Here is a 7,836-nt window from a genome sequence, read left to right as displayed (position 1 = left end):
CCACCGAACCCACCCCACCAACAACAGCCACCACCTCCTCCACCGACAACGACTCCTCCCACACCACCGAACCCACCCCACCCACCAAACCCACCCCAGGCTCCCAAACATCCCACCGCACCCCGTACAACGGCCGCCCACCAGCCGACCCCACCGACACCGGCCGCAACACCAACTCATCCACCCATGCGACAGGGGTGCCCACGGCATCGGCGACCCGGACGCGCACCCCGTCCTTGCCCGCGGCCGAGAGCCACACGCGCACCGACCGGGCATCGCTCGCCCAGGAACGCACTCCGGACCAGGCGAACGGAAGACGCACGCCTCCCTCGTCGCCGAACAGCCCGCCCAGACCCGTGGCGTGCAGCGCAGCGTCCAGAAGGGCGGGGTGGACGACGAAGCCGTCCGCCGTGGCCTCTTCGGGCAGGGCCACGTCGGCATACACGTCGTCACCGCGCCGCCAGACCTTCTGCAGGCCCTGGAACGCCGGTCCGTACGCGTAACCCCGCTCGAACAACGTGTCGTAGAAGTCGCCGACCTCGATCACCGACGCCCCCGGCGGCGGCCAGGTACCGGCCAGGGCGCCGAGTTCGTCCGGTGCCGGTGTGTCGTCGGCGGCCAGAGTGGCCTGCGCATGCCGGGTCCACCCACCGACGAGATCCAGCTCCTCCGAGCCGCCCGAATCGGGGCGGGAGTGGACAGTGACGGTCCGGTTGCCGGAGGTGTCCGGCTCGCCGACCTGCACCTGGATCGTGACGCCTTCGGTCTCGGCCAGGACGAGCGAGGTCTCCAGGGTCAGCTCCTGGATCCGTTCGCAACCGAGGCCCCGGCCGGCCCGGAGCACCAGATCGACGAACGCGGTGCCCGGCAGCAGGACCGCACCCGAGACCGCGTGGTCCGCCAGCCAGGGATGAGTGGACAGGGAGAGCCGGCCGGTGAACACCACGGAGCCGGTACCCGCCGGATGCAGCGCGGCCGCCAGCAGGGGGTGATCCGCAGGTTCGAGGCCGAAGCCGGAGGCGTCCCCGGCGAACGCGGAGCCCTCCAGCCAGAACCGACGGCGCTGGAACGCGTAGGTGGGCAGGACGACCGGTGTCGAGGAGGCCGGCAGCAGGGTGGGCCACGCGACGTCCACGCCCAGGGTCCACAGGGTGGCCGCCGACCGGATGAGCGCCTCCCGCTCGTCCTGGTCCCGGCGCAGCGAGCCCACGGCCGCCACACGGTGGCCCGCGCCGACCGCGAGGTCGTCGATGGCCGGGGTCAGCACCGGGTGCGGGCTGACCTCGATGAACGTGTCCACTCCGTCTTCGACCAGCGCCGCCACGGTGTCGGCGAAGCGCACGGGTTCCCGCAGGTTGCGGTACCAGTACCGCGCGTCCAGTTCGGTGTCCCCGACCGGGCCGGCCGTCACCGACGAGTACATCGGTACGGTGCCGGCGTGCGGCGCGATCGGATCGGCCAGTTCCAGCAGCCGGTCGCGTATCCGCTCGACGTGCGGCGTGTGGGAGGCGTAGTCCACCGGGATCGTGCGGGCCCTCACACCTTCCCGATCGGCGTCCGCGACGATCGCCGCAAGCTCTTCCGGCACGCCCGCGATCACCGTGGCGGACGGTCCGTTGAGCGCTGCGACCCAGACACCCTCGCGCTTGCCGACCAGTTCGGCGGTGCGTTCGGCCGACGCGGCGACGGAGACCATCCCGCCCCGGCCCGCAAGGTCCTCCGCGATGGCCCTGCTCCGCAGGGCCACGACACGTGCCCCGTCCTCCAGCGACAGCACCCCCGCCGCGCACGCGGCTGCGATCTCCCCCTGCGAGTGTCCGACGACGACGTCCGGGGTGACCCCGGCCGAGCGCCACAGCCGGGCGAGCGACACCATGACCGCCCAGAGCGCGGGCTGCACCACGTCCACCCGCTGTAGGGCGTCCTTGTCCCGCAGTACCTCGACCAGGTCCCAGTCCACGTACTTCGACAGTGCTGCCGCGCATGCGGCGATCGACTCGGCGAACACCGGGGACGATGTCAGCAGCCCGGTCGCCATCCCGGCCCACTGCGCACCCTGCCCCGGGAACACGAACGCCACTTTGCCCTCGGACCGGGCGACGCCCCGCGCCGTACCGGTCACCTCGCCGGCTCCGCCGGCCAGCGCCTCCAGCTCGGTGACGAGTTCGGCACGGTCCGGGGCCAGGACGACGGCGCGGTGGTCGAACACCGCGCGGCCGGAGACCAGAGCCGTCGCCACGGCCGCCATGTCCACGTCGGCGGCGGCGAGGTCACGTAACCGCGCGGCCTGCCCGCTCAGTCCGGACGCCGTCTTGGCCGACAGAATCCAGGGCAGTGGTCCCCCGGTGATCACCGGATGGGTGGCGACGGCGTCTGCGGTCGCCGTCGCTTCCTCAGGGGCCTGTTCCAGGACGACGTGGGCGTTCGTGCCGCTGATCCCGAAGGAGGACACCGCGGCCCGCCGTGCCCTGCCCGTCTCCGGCCAGGGAACGGCGTCCGTGACGAGGGTGACGGCGCCGGCGTTCCAGTCGACGTGCGGCGTGGGCTCGTCCACGTGCAGGGTGGGAGGTACGACGCCGTGTCGCATCGCCATCACCATCTTGATCACGCCCGCCACGCCCGCCGCCGCCTGGGTGTGGCCGATGTTGGACTTCACGGACCCCAGCAGCAGCGGCCGGTCCTCCGGGCGTCCCTGCCCGTAGGTGGCGAGCAGGGCTTGGGCCTCGATGGGATCGCCCAGTGTCGTTCCCGTGCCGTGCGCCTCCAGGACGTCCACCTCCGAGGCCGGCACCCCGGCGGACGCCAGCGCCTGGCGGATCACCCGCTCCTGCGACGGGCCGTTCGGCGCCGACAGCCCGTTGGACGCGCCGTCCTGGTTCAGCGCCGTGCCCCGTACCACGCCCAGAATCGTCCGGCCGTTGCGCCGGGCGTCGGACAACCGCTCCAGGAGGAGCAGCCCGACGCCCTCGCCCCAGGCGGTGCCGTCCGCCGACGCGGAGAACGCCTTGCAGTAGCCGTCCTTCGCCAGCCCGCGCTGCTTGCTGAACTCCGTGAACGCCGCCGGGGTGGACATGACCATCACCCCGCCGACCAGACCGAGTGAGCTCTCCCCCGAGCGCAGCGACTGGACCGCCAGGTGCAGTGCCACCAGGGACGACGAGCACGCCGTGTCGACCGTCACCGCGGGTCCCTCGAGCCCGAAGGTGTAGGAGATGCGGCCGGAGAACACGCTCGACGCGTTCCCGGTCAGCAGGTAGCCCTCGCCGTCCTGTTGGGCGTTGTCGGCGTTGGAGCCGTATCCGGCGGGAGCACCGCCGACGAAGACACCGGTGTTCCCGCCGCGCAGACCGCCCGGATCGATCCCGGCGGATTCGAACGTCTCCCAGGCCGTCTCCAGCAGTACCCGCTGCTGCGGGTCCATCGCCAGCGCCTCGCGCGGCGATATCTCGAAGAAGTCGGCGTCGAAGCCGGCTGCGTCATCGATGAACCCGCCCCTGCGGACGTATGAGCTGCGGGGGCGCAGGCCGTCCGGGTCGTGCAGGGCGGCCAGGTCCCAGCCGCGGTCGGCCGGGAAGTCCGACATCCCCACCCGGCCGGCGGCGACCATGTCCCACAGCTCCTCCGCCGAGGTGACACCACCCGGGAACCGGCAACTCATCCCCACGATCGCGATCGGCTCACGGGCGGCGTCCTCCACCGTCCGCAGCCGCTGATGAACCTGGCGGGCGTCAGTGATCGCCTGCTTGAGGTACTCGCGGAGTTTGTCCTCGTTCGACATTCCGGCCTCTTCCGATACAAGGGGTGGAGTCATGTGCCGGCTGGGTCGCCCGCCCACGGGTTCAGGTGTGCGGTTCAGCTGGACCAGGGGTTGTTGTCCATGAGGTCGAACAGTTCGGCGTCCGTGGCGGCGGTCAGGTCCGCCTGCCCGTCCGGTGTCCCTTCGTCGGTCCAGGTCGCCAGCAGACCTCGCAGGCGCACGGTGAGTGCGGCTCTTGCCGGGTCGTCCCCGGAGACCCCGGCGAGGACGGCCTGCAACCGGTCGATCCCGGCTTCGGCCAGTCCTGCGGCATCGATCTCGGGCAGCAGGAGGCGGCGCAGGTGCGCGGCCAGCGCGGCGGACGTGGGGTGGTCGAACACGGCTGTCACCGGGATCACCAGGCCGGTCACGGCGTTGAGGCGATTGCGTAGTTCGACGGAGGTGAGCGAGTCGAATCCCAGGCCCTTGAACGGCTGTTCGGCGCCCACCGCACCGGGGTCGTCGTGGCCCAGCACGGCTGCGGCCTGGGTACGCACCACGCCGGTCAGCATGTGTTCGCATTCCTCGGGCGGCAGGCCCTCCGCCCGCTCCCGCAGCCCTCCGGTGGCGGCCACCGCCGAGCTGTTGGCGGCAGTCGGTTTCGCGGCGATCCGGACCAGTCCACGCAGCAGCGGCGGGACGGTCCCGGAGAAACGGCTGACGTCCAGGTGCACCGGCGCGGTGAAGGTCTGGTTGAGTGAGACGACGGTGTCGAACAGGGCGAGGCCGTTCTCGGTGGACAGCGGCTGCACACCGGTGCGTCCCATCCGGTCCCGTCCCGCCCGGTCGAGCGTCCCCGCCATCGTGCTGCGATCGGCCCAGAGCCCCCACGCCAGTGACTGGCCCGGCAGCCCCGACCTGCGACGGTGCTGTGCCAAGGCGTCCAGGAAGGCGTTGGCCGCAGCGTAGTTGGCCTGCCCCGGGGCACCGAACACACCGGCGGCGGAGGAGAACAGCACGAACATCGACAGGTCACGATCGCGGGTCAGCTCGTGCAGATGCCAGGCGGCGTCCGCCTTCGGGCGCAGCACCGTGTCCAGGCGTTCCGGGGTCAGTGTGGACACCACACCGTCGTCGAGCACGCCCGCGGCATGTACCACGCCCCGCAGGTCAGGAAGGTCGGCCAGCAGGCGGGCCAGCGGCTCCCGATCGGCCGCATCGCAGGCCACCACGCGTACGGTGGCACCGAGTTCGGCCAGCTCGGCCACCAGTTCGGTGGCGCCGGGTGCTCCGGGGCCCCGGCGGCTGGTCAGCACCAGGTCGGTGACCCCGTGGGTGCTCACCAGATGGCGGGCCACCGCCGTCCCGATGGCTCCCGTGCCGCCGGTGACCAGGACGGTCCCGTCGAGCGGAACAGGAGGAGTGGTGAGCGCCACCTTGCCGATGTGACGGGCCTGGCTGAGATACCGGAAGGCCTCCTGAGCGTCCCGGGTGTCCCACGCCGCCACGGGCAGCGGCGACAGCACGCCCTGTCGGAACAGTTCCATCAGATGGGCCAGCATCTCGCGGACCCGGTCCGGTCCGGCGTCGCTCAGGTCGAAGGCCCGGTAGTACACCCCGGGCCACGACGTGGCGACGGCGTCGCCACCCCGGATGTCGGTCTTGCCCATCTCGATGAAGCGGCCGCCCTCCGCCGCCAGCAGGCCCATCGAGGTGTCCACGAACTCCCGGGCGAGGCAGTTCAGCACCACGTCCACGCCTCGGCCGCCGGTCTCGGCCCGGACGCGCTCACCGAACTCCATGGTGCGGGACGAGGCGACTCGCTCGGGAGGTACGCCCGTCTCCCACACGACGGGCCACTTGGGCCGGCTCGCGGTCGCGTACACCTCGACCCCCCAGTGCCGGGCCAGCTGTACTGCTGCCATGCCCACCCCGCCGGCCGCGGCGTGCACCAGCAGTGACTCGCCCTGCCGGACGCCGGCCAGGTCCACCAGGGCGAAATAGGCGGTCAGGAACACGGTGGGCACCGAGGCCGCCTGTGCGAACGTCCAGCCGCTGGGCACCTGGACGATCGTCCGCCGGTCCGCGACGGCCAGGGGGCCACCGTAGGAGCCCGACAGCAGCCCCATCACGTGGTCCCCGACGGCAAGGTCGGTGACTCCGGGCCCGATCTCGGCCACCACTCCGGCGCCCTCGCACCCGTAGGCCTCCTCGGTGAACGACTCCGCGATCGCCACCATGCCCAGGGAGAGCAGTACGTCCCGGAAGTTCACCCCGGTGGCACGCACAGCGATCCGCACCTGGCCCTCGGCCAGCGGCTCCTCCGACCGGGGGCAGGGAACCAGTCCCAGGCCCTCCAGCGTCCCGCTGCCGTCCATGTCCAGACTCCACGCCCCGCCGCCCTCGGGGGCGGTCAGCGCCCCCTCGCGCGACACCCTGCCCAGCCGTGGCACCGAGGCGGAGCCGGACCGCAGTACGGCCTCGGGCTCCCCCGCCGACACAGCGGCGGCCAGCACCCCTGGCAGCGCGGCGACCGACTCGGCGTCACCGTCGACGTCGACCTGGAGAATCCTGTCCGGGTGCTCGGAACACGCCGATCGCACCAGCCCCCGCACGGCTGCCTGGACCACGTCGACCGTGTCCCCGGGCGAGGCGGAGACTCCGTTGGTCGTCACGACCGCCAGGCGGCCGGACGTCGTCTCGTCGGCCAGCCACTCCTGGATCACCTCCAGCACCGCGCCGACCGCGGCCCGGGTCGCGGTCGGCACCTCGCCCCGACCGGTCGGAACCCGCAGGATCACCACGTCCGGAGCCGGCTCCCCGGCAGTCGATGCCTTGCGCAACTCGGACAGGTCCGCGAAGGACAGTGCGCCCTCCGTCGGCGGGCCGTCGCCGACCACGGCGAGCAGTGGCTCGTCGTCGGCGCCCACCGGCATGGGGGTCCATCCGAGCTGGAACAGCGAGTCGGTACGGGAGGCCGTCCCGGTGGTGATGTCGGTGGCCGCCAGGGCCCGCGAGGTCATGGCGTCGATGGTCAGTACGGGCAGCCCCGCGGGGTCGGTCATCACCACCGACACCGCGTCGGCGCTGTCCGGGGAGAGCCGGACCCGAGCGGTCGTGGCACCGGTGGCGTGCACCTGGACACCGCCGAAGGAGAAGGGCAGGCGGCGCTCCACTCCGGATCCCTGGGCCAGAGCGATGGCGACCTGGCAGTGCAGTGCCGCGTCCATCAGTGCGGGGTGCACCCCGAACCGCCCGGCGTCGGCCACGCCCGGCTCGGGCAGTTCGACCTCGGCGAACACCTCGTCACCGCGCCGCCACACCGCGCGCAGGCCCTGGAAGACCGGGCCGTACGCGTAACCCCATTCCGTCAGACGCTCGTACAGCCCGTCGATGTCCACCGGCGTGGCGTCCATCGGCGGCCACTGCGTGGGCTCGGCAACGGGGGCGGCGGTGTCGACGGCCAGTGCGCCGGCGGCGTGACAGGTCCAGTGGTGCGGCTCGTCGTCACTCCCTGACGGGCGGGAGAAGACCTTCACCGGACGCCGTTCCTGCTCGTCGGGCGCGCCGACCGTCACCTGCACGTCCACGGCCGTCCCGTCGGAGGGAACGGCCAGAGGACTCTGCAGAACCAGTTCGCTGAGCTGCCCGTACCCGGCGTACTCACCCGCCTTGAGGGCGAGTTCCACCAGGGCGGTGCCCGGCATGAGCACCCGTCCCATGACGGTGTGGTCGGCGAGCCAGGGTTGTTCGGTGAGCGAGATCCTGCCGGTCAGCAGGAGCCCGTCCCCGTCCGCGTCCGCGAGCGCGACCCGGGCACCGAGCAGCGGATGACCCGTACTCTGCAGACCGACCGACCCCACAGCCGCCTCGACCCCGGCCGGCCCGGAAGGACGCGGCCAGAAACGCCGGCGGTCGAAGGCGTACGTGGGCAGGTCCACCAAGGCGGTAGGCGTCAGCGTGGGCCAGACCACAGCCGTGCCCCGGGTATACAGATGAGCCAGAGCCCGCGTCAGCGTCGAGACCTCATCCTGCCCGGAACGAACCGTCGCCACCGACAACGCCGAAGACACCTGATCCGCGGCAAGACTACTCAGCAC

Annotated in this window: 2 protein-coding genes; both read right to left on the bottom strand. The window is 72.1% G+C overall.

Going from position 1 to position 7,836, the window contains the following annotated elements:
- A partial coding sequence (locus tag ABZ441_RS33320) for a type I polyketide synthase (RefSeq protein ID WP_358981118.1) occupies window positions 1-3,778 on the bottom strand: 3,778 nt, incomplete at its 3' end.
- 74 nt (window positions 3,779-3,852) lie between these two features.
- Complete coding sequence (locus ABZ441_RS33315; protein ID WP_358981120.1) at window positions 3,853-7,677, bottom strand: SDR family NAD(P)-dependent oxidoreductase; 3,825 nt, start codon at window positions 7,675-7,677, stop codon at window positions 3,853-3,855.
- Window positions 7,678-7,836 lie beyond the last annotated feature (159 nt).

Origin of the sequence: Streptomyces sp. NPDC005752, from assembly GCF_040630715.1 — a bacterium.
Lineage (GTDB): Bacteria > Actinomycetota > Actinomycetes > Streptomycetales > Streptomycetaceae > Streptomyces.
The sequence above is the reverse complement of the archived record's forward strand: the minus strand, read 5'-3'. Positions and strand labels throughout refer to the sequence as shown.